Annotated in this window: 18 protein-coding genes; 10 read left to right on the forward strand and 8 right to left on the reverse strand. The window is 73.1% G+C overall.

Annotated elements, in window-relative coordinates; all coding sequences use genetic code 11:
* Positions 1–89: 89 nt before the first annotated feature.
* Both ABZW32_RS23395 and ABZW32_RS23400 read left to right on the forward strand, forming a co-directional pair.
* Positions 90–299: a hypothetical protein gene (locus ABZW32_RS23395; protein ID WP_356218739.1), complete on the forward strand. Its 210-nt coding sequence runs from the start codon at positions 90–92 to the stop codon at positions 297–299.
* A gap of 24 nt (positions 300–323) precedes the next feature.
* On the forward strand, positions 324–626 hold the full coding sequence (locus ABZW32_RS23400; RefSeq protein WP_356218742.1) for a hypothetical protein: 303 nt from the start codon (positions 324–326) through the stop codon (positions 624–626).
* A 205-nt stretch (positions 627–831) separates the two neighbouring features.
* On the opposite strand, the gene ABZW32_RS23405 is transcribed toward ABZW32_RS23400, so the two are convergent.
* From ABZW32_RS23405 to ABZW32_RS23415, 3 genes are read right to left on the reverse strand one after another with little or no spacing between them, the layout of a single operon-like run.
* On the reverse strand, positions 832–2,421 hold the full coding sequence (locus tag ABZW32_RS23405) for a serine/threonine-protein kinase (RefSeq protein ID WP_356218745.1): 1,590 nt from the start codon (positions 2,419–2,421) through the stop codon (positions 832–834).
* A gap of 17 nt (positions 2,422–2,438) precedes the next feature.
* Positions 2,439–2,627 carry a DUF397 domain-containing protein gene (locus ABZW32_RS23410; RefSeq protein WP_356218748.1) on the reverse strand — a complete coding sequence of 63 codons (189 nt, stop codon included), beginning with the start codon at positions 2,625–2,627 and terminating at the stop codon, positions 2,439–2,441.
* Positions 2,587–3,435, reverse strand: coding sequence for a helix-turn-helix transcriptional regulator (locus ABZW32_RS23415; RefSeq protein WP_356218751.1), 849 nt, complete (start codon positions 3,433–3,435; stop codon positions 2,587–2,589). The genes ABZW32_RS23410 and ABZW32_RS23415 overlap by 41 nt, the downstream gene beginning before the upstream one ends.
* Positions 3,436–3,517: 82 nt before the next feature.
* On the opposite strand from ABZW32_RS23415, the gene ABZW32_RS23420 reads away from it, so the two are divergent.
* The 7 genes from ABZW32_RS23420 (at position 3,518) to ABZW32_RS23450 (ending at position 10,317) form a co-directional block, all read left to right on the forward strand.
* Positions 3,518–3,928 (forward strand): ATP-binding protein, encoded by a 411-nt coding sequence (locus tag ABZW32_RS23420; RefSeq protein WP_356218754.1) that lies wholly within the window; start codon positions 3,518–3,520, stop codon positions 3,926–3,928.
* A gap of 66 nt (positions 3,929–3,994) precedes the next feature.
* Positions 3,995–5,782, forward strand: a complete 1,788-nt coding sequence (locus ABZW32_RS23425; RefSeq protein ID WP_356218757.1) for a serine/threonine-protein kinase — start codon at positions 3,995–3,997, stop codon at positions 5,780–5,782.
* Between the two features lie 143 nt (positions 5,783–5,925).
* A complete protein-coding gene (locus ABZW32_RS23430) occupies positions 5,926–6,567 on the forward strand; it encodes a class I SAM-dependent methyltransferase (RefSeq protein WP_356218759.1) in 642 nt (213 codons plus the stop codon).
* Between the two features lie 137 nt (positions 6,568–6,704).
* Positions 6,705–7,658 carry an N-acetylmuramoyl-L-alanine amidase gene (locus ABZW32_RS23435; RefSeq protein ID WP_356218801.1) on the forward strand — a complete coding sequence of 318 codons (954 nt, stop codon included), beginning with the start codon at positions 6,705–6,707 and terminating at the stop codon, positions 7,656–7,658.
* Between the two features lie 155 nt (positions 7,659–7,813).
* Positions 7,814–8,653, forward strand: a complete 840-nt coding sequence (locus ABZW32_RS23440) for a hypothetical protein (RefSeq protein WP_356218762.1) — start codon at positions 7,814–7,816, stop codon at positions 8,651–8,653.
* A gap of 128 nt (positions 8,654–8,781) precedes the next feature.
* Positions 8,782–9,792 (forward strand): LLM class F420-dependent oxidoreductase, encoded by a 1,011-nt coding sequence (locus ABZW32_RS23445; protein WP_356218765.1) that lies wholly within the window; start codon positions 8,782–8,784, stop codon positions 9,790–9,792.
* A gap of 108 nt (positions 9,793–9,900) precedes the next feature.
* Complete coding sequence (locus ABZW32_RS23450) at positions 9,901–10,317, forward strand: hypothetical protein (RefSeq protein WP_356218768.1); 417 nt, start codon at positions 9,901–9,903, stop codon at positions 10,315–10,317.
* A gap of 3 nt (positions 10,318–10,320) precedes the next feature.
* Here the strand turns inward: ABZW32_RS23450 and ABZW32_RS23455 are convergent, their stop codons facing one another.
* From ABZW32_RS23455 to ABZW32_RS23475, 5 genes are all read right to left on the reverse strand, one after another.
* A complete protein-coding gene (locus tag ABZW32_RS23455; protein ID WP_356218771.1) occupies positions 10,321–10,701 on the reverse strand; it encodes a hypothetical protein in 381 nt (126 codons plus the stop codon).
* A gap of 82 nt (positions 10,702–10,783) precedes the next feature.
* Positions 10,784–11,428 (reverse strand): hypothetical protein, encoded by a 645-nt coding sequence (locus ABZW32_RS23460; protein WP_356218774.1) that lies wholly within the window; start codon positions 11,426–11,428, stop codon positions 10,784–10,786.
* Between the two features lie 166 nt (positions 11,429–11,594).
* The gene (locus tag ABZW32_RS23465; protein WP_356218777.1) at positions 11,595–12,692 is read right to left on the reverse strand and encodes a prenyltransferase/squalene oxidase repeat-containing protein; all 1,098 of its coding nucleotides are present in this window, start codon (positions 12,690–12,692) and stop codon (positions 11,595–11,597) included.
* Complete coding sequence (locus tag ABZW32_RS23470; RefSeq protein ID WP_356218780.1) at positions 12,689–13,423, reverse strand: class I SAM-dependent methyltransferase; 735 nt, start codon at positions 13,421–13,423, stop codon at positions 12,689–12,691. Before ABZW32_RS23470 ends, ABZW32_RS23465 begins: the two co-directional genes overlap by 4 nt.
* Positions 13,424–13,494: 71 nt before the next feature.
* The gene (locus ABZW32_RS23475) at positions 13,495–14,817 is read right to left on the reverse strand and encodes a glycosyltransferase family 4 protein (RefSeq protein WP_356218783.1); all 1,323 of its coding nucleotides are present in this window, start codon (positions 14,815–14,817) and stop codon (positions 13,495–13,497) included.
* 228 nt (positions 14,818–15,045) lie between these two features.
* On the opposite strand from ABZW32_RS23475, the gene ABZW32_RS23480 reads away from it, so the two are divergent.
* Positions 15,046–15,693: a TetR family transcriptional regulator gene (locus tag ABZW32_RS23480; protein ID WP_356218786.1), complete on the forward strand. Its 648-nt coding sequence runs from the start codon at positions 15,046–15,048 to the stop codon at positions 15,691–15,693.
* Positions 15,694–15,903 lie beyond the last annotated feature (210 nt).

Below are 15,903 nucleotides of genomic sequence, written 5' to 3' on the forward strand. Positions count from 1 at the left end.
TAGAGGTGGTTGATTGCAACATGAAGGCAAGGGCGGCCGAGGGGCGGGATCCCGGCCTGACAGAATCCGGGGAAGGACAGGAACGCGAGGTGGGGAACATGACCGTACTGGTACTTCTCGTCGTACTGGCGCTCGCCCTCGGCGGCTGTGCCTGCGTGGTGTGGGCCCAGCGGGGCGGCCCGGGCTGGGTCCGCGCCGTGGCGGCCGTGACCCTGGGCGCGGGCGAGCTGCTGCGCCGCTCCGCGAAGCGGCGCCGCCGGCTCGGCGGGGGCGGGAACAACGGCGGCGACGACAGCTAGCCCGGCCGTCCGGAGACTTCCCCCATGGACAACACGAGGCCGCCGTACTGGCGCAGGATCGGGACCCCGAAGACGCTCGTCCTGTACCGCACGCCGGAGCGGTGGCGGTACGCCGTGTACTTCGAGGCGCCCTACGACATCGCCGACGGCCACCTCGATCACCCCGCACCCACGTCCGGGCCCGGGACGGCACAGAGCGCGCTCCACCGCCGGGCCGAGGAGCTGACCCACCGGGAACTGGAGGTCTCCTGGCAGCCCGCCGACCTACCCGACCACTGGACCGGCGCCGTCACCAAGGCCGGACCGCTCCCCGACGCCGACCACTGATCGGGCGCCTCCACCAGAGGCGCCCGCGGGTCATCCGGGGTCGTGGCGGACCGATGGCGGTTGACCCCGCCGGGAGCCGCGGGCGAACCCCGGTCCGCGGGAAAGAGCACACCCCGACAGGGCGGCAGCACCGGCCCCGTCGGAGGTGGGCCCGGACGAGGGCACGGGCCCGGCCCGCCGGGGGCGCCGAGGCCGGGCGGGCCCATCACCGGGGCACCGCCTCCATGGCGTTCTTCCCGAACTTCCTGGTGAGGGCCTCACACCGGCCCGGGGGATAGTTGACCCCGCTCACCGACACGAACACCGTCTGGTTGACGTCCCGCGCGGTCAGGACGCAGTTCTCGCCGTCCCCCCTCCCCTTCTGCTGCCACAGGCCCTCCTCGGCGAAGCCGAGGGAGCCGTCGCGTCTGGTCTCGCCGCGCCGGTAGCCGTTCTCGTACTCGCCCTTCGCCCGCTCGGCGCCGGTCTTGCCGCCGGGCCGGGTGACGAAGACGTTCCAGGAGACGAAGACCTCGTCACCGCCACCGGTCCGCCAGACACAGACGTTGTCCGTGCCCGCCCAACCACCGTTGTGCTCGGCCAGGCCCTGGCCCGTCGGCTTCCCGAACACGGCCGGCACGGTCATCCCGGACGCGAGCTGCTCGCAGGTCTGCCGCTGCGGCCGGTACTTGTCGGCCACCTGGGAGAGGGGGGTCCCGCCGGGGGTCGGCACGCTCTCCGGCACGGTGGAGGTGTACGCGAGCCAGACGAAGTGCCGCCCGGTGGCGGTCAGTCCGGTGGCGGCGGCCACGACGACCGCGACGGCCGCCGCGACCAGGTACGGGTTCCAGCGGCGCCGTGGCGCGGGCGGCGGCGGCTCGACGGGCGGCGGCTCGACCGGTGGGCCGGGATCCGGCGCGGGAGGCGCTACGGACACCAGCCGGTCCACCTCCGCCCGCTGCTCGGCGATCAGCCGCGGCACCGGCTCGGGCCAGGCCGCCCCGGCCGGCTCGATCCGCCCGACCAGGTCGAGCAGTTCCCACGGCGCGGGCCGCGCGGCGGGGTCCTTGGCGAGGCACCGCTCCACGACCCCGCGCAGGCCCGCCGGCACCCCCTCCAGGTCGGGCTCCGCCTGAACGACGTCGAGCAGCACCTTGGCCATCGCGCCCCCGTCGCCGAACGGCACCCTCCCGGTGCAGGCCGCGAAGAGGGTGGCGCCGAGCGAGAACACGTCGCTGGCCGGGGTGAGTTCCTGTCCCAGGGCCTGCTCCGGCGACATGAACGAGGGCGAGCCGATCAGCATGCCGGTGTGCGTGATGCGGGTCTGGTCCCCGACGGCCCGCACGATGCCGAAGTCGATGACCCGGACGCCGTCCTCGGCGAGCAGTACGTTCGACGGTTTGAGGTCGCGGTGGATCAGCCCGGCCCCGTGCACGTCGGCCAGCGCGTGCGCCAGCCCGGCCGCCAGCCGCCGCACCGCGGGCTCCGGCAGCGGCCCGCCGACGTCCAGGGCCCGGCTGAGGGCGGGCCCGGCGACGAAGCGGGAGGCCAGCCAGGGCGTCTCCGCTTCCGGGTCCGCGTCGATCACCGGGGCGGTGTACGCCCCGGAGACCTTTCCGGAGGCCTCGACCTCCCGCCGGAAGCGGGCCCGGAACCCTTCGTCCCGGGCGAGCTCGGCGTGCACCTGCTTGACGGCCGCGAGCTGCCCGTCGGGCCCCACGGCCAGCAGCACCCGACCCATCCCGCCCCGCCCGAGCACCGCGAGGACCCGGAACGGCCCCACGTGCGTCGGCCCGTCGGCCCCGAGAACCTCCATGCGCCCAGGCCGACCCCTCAGAGCCCGCGCACGAACGCCGCGAAGGCGGCGGGGCTGACGGTGAAGACGGGGCCGTCGGGGTTCTTGGAGTCCCGGACGGCGACTAGGGCGGGCTGGGCGGCGACTTCTACGCAGTCTCCGCCGGTGGTGCCGCTGTACGAGGATTTACGCCACCGCGCGCCCGTCAAGCCCTGGACGGTGTCCATAACGCTCCTCCATGACACGGGCGATCCGTGCCGCCGAGTCCTCCACAGAGAGTGCGGCAGCCTGAAGTTGATCGTAGCGGACGTAACTCTCCCTGACTGATTGCGGATTGGCCGTCACGTACCCCTGAAGAAAGTCCTCGGTGTAGAGGACGTCCTGATCGTCTTCGAACCGCAGGATCGTGAATGCGCCAGCGAATCCGGTGTGTGCACCCGCTTCGAAGGGCAGGATCTGTACCCGTAGCCACTCTCGGCTCCTCAGAGACAACAAGTGGGCAAGTTGGTTCCCCATGACCTCCCGGCCGCCGATCTCCTGATGAAGCGCGGCCTCGCCCATAACCACCCACGTGAGCGGGGCGTCTTCACGCTCCAGGATCTGCCGACGTTCCAGCCGGGCCTCCAGTTTGGCGTCGAGGTCCACCAAGGTCCGTGCGGCCAGCACCGCTCGGGCATACCCCGGGGTTTGCAGCAGCCCACTGATCAGATGCACCTGGAAGGTGGAGATGTAGGTAGCCCGGGACTCCATCTCCGCGTAGGCCGAGACCGGCACGGGGAGCTGGACCCGCAGGACCAGACCCACCAGCCGGGAGAAGAATCCACCCGTACCGAGGGCCGCGTCCACTCGCTCCGAGAAGTCTCGGGTCGGCACCCTGCGGGCGGTCTCGATCTGCCCGATCAGTGAGGCCGTGCAGTAAATGAGTTTCCCCAGCTCATACTGCTTCAGGCTCGCGGCCTCGCGGACGCGGCGGAGTTCGGATCCGTAGAAGTCCAGCGGCGAAGCGCTGGGGTCGAGGTCCCGAATGTTGACCACGGTCGGACACTCCCAACTTCACTTGTGCAGTGTTGTTTTCCATCCGTAGCCGAGCGTAAGCACACGCCCTCAACCTGATGGCATGAATCACGCAACCGGGTACCCCAGCACGGAAATTGGCGGTACCTACCGCATGGGCTTCACCGTCAGTGAGCATTCCGCCGGGCACATGCGCCGGATCCTGCGGTGGTTCCTCGTCCGCTGGGGCCTCGACACGGTGGCCGAAGACGCCGAGCTCGCGCTGACGGAGCTGGTCGCCAACGTCGTGCGGCACGTGCCCGACCGGGGCTGCTCGGTGCTGATCCAGCGCAGGCCCGGCGGGCTGCGGGTGGAGGTCACCGACACCTGCCCCGCGGCCCCGCGCGTCGCACCGGGCGGCGATCCCCTCGACGAGGGCGGGCGGGGGCTGCGCCTGGTGCAGGCGGTCACCGACCGCTGGGGCGTGCTGCCCCGGCAGGCCGGGAAGACGGTGTGGTTCGAGTGCGACGGGTGACCTCGCCCCGCCCGGAGATAATGCCCCTGCGAGTGGACGATCAAGGGGCGACGGGGGCCGAGGGGCGTGCGGGAGATCATCGAAGGGCGTTACGAACTCGACGAGTTGCTCGGCCGGGGCGGCTTCGGTGAGGTCTGGCGGGCCAAGGACTCCCGGGTGGGCCGCTGGGTCGCGGTGAAGATCGGATATCCGCAGACCCCGGAGGAGACGCGCCGGTTCGAGCGCGAGGCGAGCCTCGCCGGGAACCTGGCGCACCCCCACATCGCCACCGTCCACGACTTCGGCCGTACCGAACGGGCCGGGCGCGAGGCCGTGTTCCTCGTGATGGAGCTGCTCCAGGGCCGCAGCCTCGCCGAGGTCCTGGAGGGCGGGGTGCCGGACCTGTCGGACGCCCTGGAGTGGGCCGCGCGGATCGCGGACGCGCTCGGGGCGGCCCATGACGCCGGGATCGTCCACCGGGACGTCAAGCCGGCCAATGTGATGGTCACCGAGAGCGGCGTGGTCAAGGTCCTCGACTTGGGGATCGCCAAGTCCTCGGGCGCCCCCGGGACCGAGCTGACGGCCACCGGGATGATCATCGGTTCCTTCCCCTACATGGCTCCGGAACGCTGGACGGGCGGTGCGAACGGGGTCCCCGTCGACGGGCGGGCCGATCTGTACGCCCTCGGCTGCGTGCTGACGGAGCTGCTGACCGGCCGACGGCCGTTCCCGGCCCACGAGATGCACGAGCTGCTCGCGCACCACCTGACGACCGCGCCGCCCGCGCCCGGTTCGCTGCGCGAGGGGATCCCCGCCGCGCTGGACGCCCTGGTACTGGCCCTGCTCGCGAAGGATCCGCACGAGCGGCCGGCCGACGCCCGGGAGGTGAGCGGCAGGCTCGCGGAGATCGCCCGGGGCGCCGTCCCGGCCGTCCCCCTCACGTCCTTCCCGCCCCCGCCCTCGTACTCCCCGACCGTGCACACGGCCGCCGGGGACCCCGTCCGGTCGATGTTCGAACGGCGGCTGGCGCAGGTGCTCGACGACGCCCCGGCCGACCGGGTCGTCCGGCTGGACATGCTGGTCGCCGACCTGACCGAGGAGCTGGGCGCGCAGGACGCGCTGACGGTGCGGGCCTCCTGCCACCGGGCCATGACCGTACGCGGGCACTCCCCCACCGACCTGGAGCGCATCCTGCCGCGCATGGTGCGGGTCCTCGGCCTGGAGCATCCCGACACCATCGCGGCGCGGGCCGCGCACGTCGGCGAGGCCGCGGCCTACGGGCCGGGCGACGGCCGCCGCCACGAGGCCGAGCTGCGCGAGATCATCGAGCAGGCGGGCCGGGTGCTGGGCGCCGACGACCCCGTCACGCTGTCCGCCCGCTACCACCTGGCCGGGGCGCTCCAGCGCGGTGACGCGGCCCGCGACGGACGGTGGGGCTCCGAGACCGCCGCGCAGGCGCACGCCGAGCGCGGCTGGCTGGCGCCGCTCCTGCCCGACCTGGAGCGGCGGCTGCCCGCCGACAGCCCGGTGCTGCTCGACGTACGGCGGCGGCTGGCGCACGACGCCTGGCTGCTCGGCGACTTCGTCACCGCCGCGCCCCTGTACCTGCGGCTGTACCCCGACCTCGCGGCGATGGCGGAGCGGGGCGACGCGGAGACGGCGTACCGGGTGCTGCGCAGTGTCGGGGAGGCGGGGGAGCCGGGGCGTGCGCTCCCCCACCTGAAGGCGCTGCTGCACCGGCTCCACCTGACGGCCGGCAACACCCACTGGTTGACCCGCGAGGTGACGGAGACCCGCGACGACCTCCGGCGGGCGCTGCGCGAGGACCGGTTCTCGGACCTGGGCGGCGGCCTGTCCCGGCTCTTCGGCCGCTGAGGCGGCCGGGCGGCTGAGGCGGCCCCGCCACCGGAGCCACCGAGCCCTCCCGCGCAGGGTCGGCGGCCCCCGCCCGTAGCGCCCTACCCGCTGGTAAGGCAGCATGGCCCGGCATCCACACGCAGCTCAGCAGGAGGAACGACATGGCCACCCCCAAGCCGCAGACCCTGGCCGCCTTCGAGGCCGCCAAGGGGTTCATGCCCGTGGGCGAGGGCCTCGCGCTGTACGCGGCGGCCACCGAGGCGGCCGGGCTCGGGCTGCCGCTGCTGGAGGTCGGCACGTACTGCGGGCGCTCGACGATCCTGCTGGCCGACGCCGCGCGCGAGGCGGGCGTGCCCGCGCTGACCGTGGACCACCACCGGGGCAGCGAGGAGCAGCAGCCGGGCTGGGAGTACCACGACCCGACGGTGGTGGACGCGGAGGTCGGTCTGATGGACACCCTCCCGACCTTCCGCCGCACCCTGCACCGGGCGGGGCTGGAGGAGCACGTCATCGCCCTGGTGGGCCGCTCGCCGCAGGTGGCGGCGGCCTGGGGCGGTCCGCTCGGGTTCGTGTTCATCGACGGCGGCCACACCGACGAGCACGCGACCGGCGACTACGAGGGCTGGGTCCCGCACCTGGCGGTGGGCGGGACCCTGGTGATCCACGACGTGTTCCCCGACCCGGCCGACGGCGGGCAGGCCCCGTACCGGATCTACCTGCGCGCCCTGGCCTCGGGGGCCTTCGAGGAGGTGTCCGTCACGGACTCCCTGCGCGTCCTGCGCCGCACCGGGGCCGGCATCTGACCCCGTCCCGGCATACAAAAGACTGATCGCACCACGCCCCCGGATGGAGCACGGTCCGTACGGGTGCCGGTCGGGCGTTCTAGCATCGCGAGGTGCGCTACGACGACAGCTCCCCGGCCCCCGAGTCCCGCGACTCCATCAGCCCCGACCGGCGCTGGTACGCGCGCCGCTCCACCCTCGCGGTGGCGGTCGCGGTGCTCGCCCCGACCGTCCTCGCGGGCTGGGTCCTGACCCATGCCCTGACGGGGACGGACGGGCAGCGGCCCGACCCCGCCCCGCACCCGGCCTCGCACGCGGCGGCGGCCGACGCGAAGTCCAGCGCCTCCCCGGGCGCGAAGGCGGGGGCGGGCGCGTCCGCGTCCGCCTCGGCGTCGGCCTCCGGCCCGGCGGCGGCGCCCGCTCCGGCCAAGGGGCCCCTCACGGGCAAGACCGTCGTGATCGACCCCGGACACAACACCGGGAACTTCCAGCACACCGACGAGATCGACCGTCAGGTGGACATCGGCACCAACCGCAAGGAATGCGACACCACCGGCACCACCACCAACTCGGGTTATATGGAAGCCGAGTTCAGCATGGACGTGTCCCGGCGGCTGCGCACCATCCTGGAGGGCCGCGGGCTGAAGGTGGTGCTCACCCACGAGGCCGGCACCGCCCGCCCCTGGGGTCCCTGCATCGACGAGCGCGCCCGGATCGGCAACGAGGCCCGCGCCGACGCCGTCGTGTCCGTCCACGCGGACGGGGTCTCCGCGGGCAACCGCGGCTACCACGTCATCCTCCCGGCCAAGGTCAAGGCGGGCGGCGCCGACACGGCCGCGATCGTCGGACCCTCCCGGCAGCTGGGCGAGCGCATCGGCAGCAACTTCTCCCGGGCCACCGGCTCGGCCCCCGCCAACTACCTGGGCTCCGGCACCGGATTGGTCGTCCGCGACGATCTGGGCGGTCTCAATCTGTCGACCCGGCCCAAGGTGTTCATCGAATGCGGCAACATGCGTGACAGCAAGGACGCGGCGCAGCTGACGAGTCCGGAGTGGCGGCAGAAGGCGGCACAGGGCATCGCGGACGGCATCGTCGGATTCCTCGGGGGGTAGCCCCAGGGGGGAGCCCCTGACGGGGCGTCCCTCCGCCCCGATCCTCTCGGCCGCGGGAGACTCCGTACGATGGTGGCGCCGCCCCCGCTCAGCCCGGTCCGCCCACGCGACCGCGGCGCCACGAGACGACCGAGACCGAGAAGGACATCAGAGACGTGAACATCCGCTCCCTCACACGAGGCGACGGCGTGGTGATCGGAGCAGCGGTGCTGCTGTTCATCGCCTCGTTCCTCGACTTCTACTCCGCCACCAACGTGGACATGCCGAGCGCGTGGGACACGGACTCCTACGGGCTGGTCCTCCCGACGGTCTTCCTGACCGGTTTCATCGCCGCGGGCCTGCTGATCGGCGCGCGCTTCCAGCCCGAGGGCCGCAAGCTGGGCGGGCTGCCGCTGACGGCCTGGGGCACGGTGCTGGCGGTGGCGGCCGTCTGGAACGCCCTGTGGTCGCTGATCGTCACCCCGACCCGCCTCGACCTGGGGGCCGGCTGCATCCTGGCCTTCCTGGCGACGCTGGCCCTGGCGGGCGTGTCCGTCGCCGGTTCGAAGGTCCCCGCGCTGGCGGGGCCGCTCCTCCCGGAGCCCGGACCCGTCGCCCCCGCGCCCTACGGCGGCCATGCGCAGCAGCCGGGCAGCGGGTACGGCTACCCGGGCGGCCCGCAGCAGCAGAGCCCGTACGGTTCCACCCCGCAGCCCGTCCCGCCCTACGGCGGCGGCCCCGCGGCGCCCGCGCCCGGCCCGCAGGACGCGGGTCAGCAGCCGCCGCAGCAGTCACAGCCGCAGCCGGCCGCGGCGGCGTTCGCGCCGTTCTGGTTCGCGGTGCCGGAGGCCCGTCCCCTCTTCGGCGAGGACGGCTCCCCCGCCCCGATCGCGGAGCTCGCGCCGGGCACCTGGTACCTGGCCGTCGACCAGCGGGGCCCGTCGTCCCTGATCGCCCAGACCCAGGACGGCCGCCGCGGCGTCCTGAACGACACCTCGAACATCCAGCGGGGCTGACCCCCCGCGCCGAAGGCCCCCCGCCCCCACGGGCGGGGGGCCTTCGGGCTTCCCGGAGGGAGCCGCGTGCCCTACAGTCACCTGACGCAGCGTCAGATATGGGCGACGGCTTCTCGGAGGGGACCCCCATGCGCCTCGGACTCGCACTCGGCTACTGGGGCCGCGGGCCCAGCCCGGCCCACCTCGACCTCGCCACCGAGGCGGAACGCCTCGGCTACGACTCGGTGTGGACCGCCGAGGCCTGGGGCTCCGACGCCTTCACCACCCTCACCTGGATCGCCGCGCACACCTCGCGGATCCGCCTCGGCACCGCGATCGCCCAGATGGCCGCCCGCACCCCCACCGCCACCGCCATGCACGCCCTCACCCTCGACCACCTCTCCGGCGGCCGGATGATGCTGGGCCTGGGCCTGTCCGGACCGCAGGTGGTGGAGGGCTGGTACGGGCGCCCCTTCCCCGCGAGCCCGCTCACCGCGACCCGGGAGTACGTCGACGTCGTCCGGCAGGTGCTGCGCCGCGAGGCCCCCGTCGCCCTCGACGGCCGCTTCCACCGCCACCCGTACCGCGGCGAGGACGGCACCGGCCTCGGCAAACCCCTCAAGCCCATCACCCACCCGCTGCGCGCGGACCTGCCGCTGCTGCTGGGGGCGGAGGGGCCGAAGAACATCGCCCAGACCACCCGGATCGCGGACGGCTGGCTGCCCCTGTACTGGTCGCCCACCCGCACCGACGTCTACCTGGCCTCACTGGCCGGCCTGCCCGAGGGGTTCATGATCGCCCCGATGGCCCGTGCCGCGGTCTGCGAGGACGTCGCCGCCGGGCTGCTCCCCGTCAAGGCGATGCTCGGCTTCTACATCGGGGGCATGGGCCACGCGGCCCGCAACTTCCACGCCGACCTGATGGCGCGGATGGGCTACGAGGAGGAGGCCCACCGCATCCAGGAGCTGTTCCTCGCGGGGCGGCGCGAGGAGGCGGTGCTCGCCGTCCCGGACGCCTTCGCCGACGAGATCTCACTGGTCGGGCCGCGCGAACGGATCGCGGAACGGCTGGAGCTGTGGCGCGCGGGACCCGTCACCGACCTCCTGGTGACCGCCCCCGACCCGCACACCCTGCGGGTGCTGGCGGAGCTGAACACCTAGGGCGGCACCCGGGGGCGAGCGGCCAACCGGCGTGCCGGTCAGTAGAGTTCAGGCCAGACCGATAGGATCGCGCCGCTTCGGTTTACATGAACACGTAAAGAGGTTGCAATGCGGCACACCCCCATCCTCCGACGCTCGCTGGTCGCCCTGGCCGCGGCCGCCGTCACGGGGCTCGGCACGACCACGGCCGTCGCCGACCCCGGCATCCCCAACGTCGGCTACGGCTACCCCAACCCCAGCCAGTCGGTCCGCTGCGTCCAGTTCTTCGTGAACGCCTACACCAACCTGCACCTCCTGGAGGACGGCAAGTTCGGCCCCCAGACCGAGCTCGGCGTCAGGAAGCTCCAGAAGCTCTCCAACTTCACCTGGGCCACCCGCGAACTGCAGATCGACGGCGTCTTCGGCCAGGACACGGGCCAGGCCGTGCTCGAACACGTCAAGGCCAACCCCTGGACCACCGGCGACTTCACGAAGGCCACCCGCTGCGGCCACTACGTGCCCTCGCACACCGTCGTCCTCAACTGACCCCTACCGCGGCAGCGCGTCCAGCAGTTCGCGCAGGTCCAGCGCCATCACCGCGATCTCCACGTCCGGGCCGCCGTCCGCGGCGGCGCAGGCCACGATCCGCGATCCGGGGTTGATGGAGAGCCCCTCCCGTACGGAAGGCGCCCGGACGGCGTCGGCGCGGGCGCCGGCCAGCGGGACGGCCGGGCCCCGGGCGGGCTCCCAGCGGGGGCCCACCCCGTCCGCGTACACCCGGCCGGGCCGCCAGCGGCCCTCGCCCGCGGGGCGGCGGGCCATGCAGGGGATCCCGGCGGGCGGGCCGGCCGCCTGCCGCCGGCGGTGCTTGCGGCGCAGGAGCAGGCCCGCGGCGGCGGCCACGAGGCCGAACAACAGGAACTCGATCACACCGGCCATTGAAACAGGCCACAACGGCCGGAACCCGCCCACCGGAGTCCGGTGGGCGGGTGCCCGGTCGCCTGCGGCGCGGCTATCCGCCCAGCTGCGAGAGGCTCGGGACCTTGTCGGTCACCGTGGCTCCCGCGCCCTGGCCCGCCGACTTCACTCCGTTGATGACGTCCTGGAAGGAGCTGATGTCCGCATCGCCCGCCTGACCCTTGCGGAGCTTGCCCGCGAGGCCCTTCAGGGACTCGATGCCCGCCGTCAGCGGGATCATCGCCTTCGACAGCAGCGGGTCGCCCTTGGCGTTCTCGGACGCCGCCTTGAGCCGGTTGTAGGCGAAGGCACCGGCCAGACCCGCCTTGATCAGCGCGAACGTACGGCCCTTCGCGCCCTTCTTGAACTTGCCCGCCTGGTACGGCTTGATGATCCACTGGTACGTCGCGCCGGCCGCGAGCCCCGCATTGGCCACGAAGCGGGTCTTCGCGAACTTCTGCCGCTCGGCCGAGGTACTGGGCGAGGGCGTCGCCGCGGCCAGTTCGTCCTGCTCGGCCGCCTCCGGCTCGGCGGCCACCAGGACGGCCAGCTCCGTGGCGGCGGCCGAGGAGATCTCCTCCCCCCGACCCTGGTCGCTGCCGCCACCACCGCCGCACGCGGTGGCACCGGCCAGCAGCGCGGTGGACAGGACCACCGCGGTGACGGCTCGGCGGAATCGGACGGTCGTGGGTACGCGCACGGTTGCCTCCGGGGACTGAGGTGTCCCCCGCAGCCTCACCCCGCCCCGGCCGCCGCACCACTCGGGCGGCCCGTTCGGGTACGGCCGCCCCTCCCTCCGCCCCGCCCTCCGCCCCTCCCTCCGCCGCGCCGGGCCCGGACCGGGAGGGGCCCCGGACCGGCGGCGCTCAGCGGCAGCAGTCCGGTTCCAGGCCGCGCGGCAGCGCGAGGCCCCCGAACACCTCTCCCGTGGCCTCGTCCCCGCCCAGCGCCGCCACCGCGAGCAGCAGCGAGCCCGCCGTCCAGGTCGTCTGCTCCACCGGCCACACCGCCCGGTCGTCGAAGACGTAGCCAGTCCAGTACATGCCGTTCCCGTCGCGCAGGTGCCCGATCGAGCGCAGGATCTCCAGCGCCCGGTCCGACTCGCCCATCACCCAGAGCGTCAGCGCCAGCTCGCAGGACTCCCCGCCCGTCACCCACGGGTTCGGCAGCACGCACCGCACCCCCAGGTCCGGGACGACGAACTCCTCCCAGCGCTCCTCGATCCGCGCCTTCGCCCCCGCACCCGACAGCGCGCCGCCGAGCACCGGGTAGTACCAGTCCATCGAGTAGTGCGACTTGTCCAGGAACCGCTCCGGATGGTGGCGCACCGCGTGCGCGAGCGCGCCCGTCGCCAGCTCCCAGTCGGGCTGCGGGTCACCGCGGTGGTCGGCGATCGCCAGGGCACAGCGCAGGGCCTGGTGGATGGAGGAGGAGCCGGTGAGCAGGGCGTCGGTGACGGCCCCGCCGTCGGACTCCCGCTTCCAGCCGATCTCGCCGCCCGGCTGCTGGAGGCCCAGGACGAACTCGACGGCCGCGTAGACCGCCGGCCACATCCGGTCCAGGAAGGGGTCGTCGCCGGTGGCGAGGTAGTGGTGCCACACGCCGACGGCTATGTACGCGACGAAGTTGGACTCGCGGCTCGCGTCCTGCGGGGCGTCGGTGTCCACCCCCTCGGGGCGGTCCGCGTAGGCGGCGTACCAGGAGCCGTCCTCGTTCTGGTGGCGCACCAGCCAGTCGTACGCGCGTTCCGCGGCCTCGTGCTCGCCCGCCACGTCCAGGGCCATCGCGGCCTCGGTGTGGTCCCACGGGTCGAGGTGGTGGCCCCGGAACCACGGTATCGCCCCGTCGGCGCGCTGCGCCGCGAGGATCCCGGCGACGGTGGCGGCGGCCTCCTCGGCCGTCAGGACCCCGTCGAGGACCAGGTGTTCGGGCACCTCGGGCACGGTGCGGCCGGGGGAGGTCACTGCGCCGCGCCCACGGGGAGGTGCGGCTTGGTCGCGTACGCCACGAAGCTCTTGCCTATGACCGGGTTGAGCGCCTGCTCCGCGAGGCGGGTCGCCAGGGGCTTCTTCATGATGTCCCAGACCAGCAGCTTGTGGTACGCCTTGACCGGGAGCGCCTTGTCGTTGTCCACGCCGAAGGCGCACTTGAGCCACCAGTACGGGGAGTGCAGGCCGTGCGCGTGGTGGGTGCCGTACGGCTTGAGGCCGGCGGCCCTCATCTTGCCGAGCAGCTCGTCCGCCTTGTAGATGCGGATGTGGCCGCCCTCGACCTCGTGGTAGGCGTCGGACAGCGCCCAGCAGATCTTCTCCGGCCCGTAACGGGGCACGGTGATGGCGATGCGGCCACCCGGCTTGAGCACGCGCACCATCTCGGCGAGGACGCCCTTGTCGTCGGGGATGTGCTCCATCACCTCGGAGATGATGACGACGTCGAAGGAATCGTCGGGGAAGGGCAGCGCGAGGGCGTCGCCCTCCATGGCGGTGGCGGTGGCCCCGGCCGGGGCCTCACCGGCCTCCTTCATGGCGGCGAACCACTTGGCGACCTCGCGGATCTCCTCGCCGTTGCGGTCGACGGCGACCACCTGGGCGCCGCGCCGGTAGCACTCGAAGGCGTGCCGGCCTGCGCCGCAGCCCAGGTCCAGTACGCGGTCGCCTGCGGCGAGCGGGAACCGGGAGAAATCGACGGTCAGCACGGGGTCCTGCCTTCGCGGTCGCGGGGGTGAGAGGTGGTGCGGATGGGCGGGGAAGCGGTGGGGGCGGCAGGTCACCGCGCCGCGCGGCCGGCGCGGACGGCCGCGGCCTGCTCGATCGCGGCTCTGTAGTGCCGGACCGTGCCCTCGGCGGCCTTGGCCCAGGTGAACCGGGCCAGGACCCGATCCCGCCCGGCGGCTCCGAGGCGGGCGCGCAGGTCCGCGTCGCCCAGCAGCCGGCCCAGCGCGGCGGACAGCGCCCCCGCGTCACCGGGCGGCACGGCCAGACAGGTCTCGCCGTCCGGACCCGCCACCTCGGGAATGGCCCCGCCGGTGGTCGCCACCAGGGGCGTGCCGGTGGCCATGGCCTCGGCCGCCGGGAGCGAGAAGCCTTCGTAGAGGGAGGGCACGCAGGCGACCTGGGCGCTGCGCACGAGGTCGACGAGCTCGGCGTCGGTGATGCCCTTGACGAACCGGACCGCGTCCTGGAGGTCGTACTTCTCGATCGCGCGGGCGACCGGGCCGCTCTCGGCGCGCTTGCCGACGACGACGACGTGGGCGTCGGGGCGCTCGGTGCGGAGCTTGGCGAGCGCCTCGACGAGGTGGACGAGACCCTTGAGCGGGACGTCGGCGCTGGAGGTGGTGACGATCCGTCCGGGCACCTCCGCGACGGAGGCGTCCGGCGACCAGAGGTCGGTGTCGGCGCCGATGTGCACGACGTGGATGCGGTCGTCGCGCACGCCGAGGTGCTCGGCGATCTCCTGCCGGGAGGAGCCGGAGACGGTCAGCACGGAGGGCAGCCGGCGGGCGACGCGGCCCTGCATGTGCGTGAAGGCGTACCAACGGCGCACGGAGAGACGCTTCTTGCGGTCCTTGGCGGCGGCGAGGTCGAGCTTGCGGTCGACGGTGATGGGGTGGTGGACGGTCGTCACCAGGGGCGCGCCGATGTCCCCCAACAGGCCGTAGCCGAGGGTCTGGTTGTCGTGGATGACGTCGAACTCGGCCCGGCGGGCGCGCAGGTGGCGGCGGGCGCGGAGCGAGAAGGTCAGCGGCTCGGGGAAGCCGCCGGTCCACATGGTGGCGACCTCCAGCGCGTCGATCCAGTCCCGGTACTCGTCGTACTTCGGGGTGCGGAAGGGATCGGGGCTGCGGTACAGGTCCAGGCTCGGGAGCTCGGTGAGCGTGGCGCCGGTGTCGAGCACCGGGTAGGGCTGCGAGCCGATCACCTCGACGGAGTGGCCCAGCTTGACGAGCTCGCGCGAGAGGTGGCGGACGTAGACGCCCTGGCCGCCGCAGAACGGGTTCCCCTTATAGGTGAGGAGTGCGATGCGCAACGGGCGGTCGCCGTCGGTGGCGGAACCCGCGAAAGGGCTTGTCACCATGGCCTCTGCGGTCACTCTCGGCCCCCTTCTCCCTGCACTTTCGCCGGAGCGTAACCGCTCGGATAATGTAGAACAAGTTTCAGACTTGATCCGTCGAAGACCATTGAATCTACCGGCCGGAAACCACACCGTAAGAGGCGGAGCAGGTGATTCGCGCCACGGCTCGGACGCCTGAGATGCTGGCCCCGGACCCTCCCGGAATCAGCTCCCCCGCAACGACACGGAACGCCAGGAACGGGACACATGACAGCGGAAGCGAAGGCGGTCGCGGCAGCGGCGACCACATCGGCGACCACGCCGGCGTCCCCTCCCCTGACCGAGCGCCAGGAGGCCCGCCGCCGCCGCATCCTGCACGCCAGCGCGCAACTGGCGAGCCGGGGCGGCTTCGACGCCGTGCAGATGCGCGAGGTCGCGGAACTGTCCAGCGTCGCCCTCGGCACGCTGTACCGGTACTTCCCCTCCAAGGTGCACCTCCTGGTGGCCACCATGCAGGACCAGCTCCAGCACATGCACACGACACTGCGCAAACGCCCCCCGGCATCCGACGATCCGGCGGCGCGGGTGGCGGAGACCCTCATGCGCGCCTTCCGCGCCCTCCAGCGCGAACCCCACCTGGCGGACGCCATGGTCCGCGCCCTGACCTTCGCCGACCGCAGCGTGAGCCCCGAGGTCGACACGGTCTCCCGGCTGACCACGGCCATCATCCTGGACGCGATGGGCCTGGAGGCCCCGCCGACGGCGGAACAGCTCTCGGCGGTCCGCGTCATCGAACACACCTGGCACTCGGCCCTGATCACCTGGCTCTCGGGCCGCGCCTCGATCGCCCAGGTCAAGATCGACATCGAAACGGTCTGCCGCCTGATCGACCTGACGGCACCGGAAAAGGCTTGATCCTGGCGTAGGGGCGGGGGGCTGGTCGGTCGGGGTCGGGGGGCGGCGGGACTCGACCTGACCCGGATCAGAGAAGGGCTGGGGGTTTCCCGTCAGTCTCACTGTCCTTCCGTGGCGGGCCGGGCTGTCAAGGGCGCTCCCTTCGGTCGCGTCGCTTCGCGATGGCCTTCGGCCACCCTTGACAGCCCGTCCCGCCACGGAATGCCAAAG

This window comes from Streptomyces sp. NPDC004667, from assembly GCF_040609475.1.
Lineage (GTDB): Bacteria > Actinomycetota > Actinomycetes > Streptomycetales > Streptomycetaceae > Streptomyces.